General features: G+C 33.0%; 1 protein-coding gene. It reads left to right on the top strand.

All coding sequences use genetic code 11. The features are described 5' to 3' along the window. Positions 1-105: 105 nt before the first annotated feature. Positions 106-1,232 (top strand): ATP-binding protein (locus F3G98_RS10255; RefSeq protein ID WP_149726143.1); only part of this gene is annotated, 1,127 nt, incomplete at its 3' end.

Raw genomic sequence — 1,232 nt, 5'->3', positions numbered from 1 at the left:
CTATATGAAAGTATAATCGTTTATAGACATTGACAATTAAAAAATTTCATGTTAGTATGCCTCAATATTGTTTACGTTTATAGACAATTACATAAAGGAATAAAAATGTTAAATTTAATAGAGCAGTATCAAGAAAGATTTCTTAAAAATTTTAATACAACATACAAGCGTTATTTATACAATGAAATAAATTTTAGTGAGAAGCTTATCGGTATAGTGGGAGCTCGTGGCGCTGGTAAGACTACAATGCTATTTCAAAAGCTGCTTGAATTAAAAGCTCAAAATAAAAAGGCTCTATACATAAGTCTTGATTATCCATTTTTGGGTTCTACCAGTCTTAGCGAACTTGCTTTTGAATTTGTAGATAATGGTGGCGAATATCTGTTACTAGATGAAGTTCATAAATACGAAGATTTTGCTGCACATCTAAAAACCATATATGACATGAGCCCTTTAAATGTAATTTTTACGGGCTCATCGGCGGTAAGCATACTAAATGCAAAGAGCGATTTATCGCGTAGAGTTAGCGTATTTAGCCTAGAGGGGCTTAGTTTTAGAGAGTTTTTAGAGCTTGAAAACAGTATGACGATAGATAAATTTGCCCTAGAAACAATACTAAAAGACCACCAGGCAATAGCAAATGACTTAAAAATAAAGCAAAATCTATTTAAAAAATATCTCAAATTTGGCTACTATCCATTCTACTTTAATAAGCAAAGCTCATACTACGAAAGCTTGCTAAATACTATTAATTTAAGTATAGACGTAGATCTAACGTCTCTTGGGTTAGTTGAGCAAAAATATACATATAAGCTTAAAAAACTGCTTGAAGTAGTTTGCCAAAGCGAGCCGTTTGAGGTGAATTATACTAAAATTGCGGCTCTTGCCGAGATAAGTAGAGCCAAACTGTATGATTACATTGCCTATTTAAACGATGCAAGGCTAGTAAGCATGATAGATGAGCAAAGCAGAGGACTTAGTAAGCTAGTAAAGCCGGCAAAAATATATATGAATAATACAAATTTAATTTACGCTTACGGCAATGATTGCAAGGCGGGTACCATAAGAGAGACTTTTTTTGCCAATCAGCTAAGGGTAAAACATAGGCTAAATATCCCAAAACAAGGCGACTTTATAGTGGATGATAAATTTACATTTGAAATAGGTGGAGCAAAAAAGAGTTTTGAGCAGATTAAGGATATGCCAAATTCATTTATAGCAGCAGATGATAT

The sequence above is a fragment of the Campylobacter concisus genome (assembly GCF_902460895.1).
Lineage (GTDB): Bacteria > Campylobacterota > Campylobacteria > Campylobacterales > Campylobacteraceae > Campylobacter_A > Campylobacter_A concisus_BC.
The sequence above is the reverse complement of the archived record's forward strand: the minus strand, read 5'-3'. Positions and strand labels throughout refer to the sequence as shown.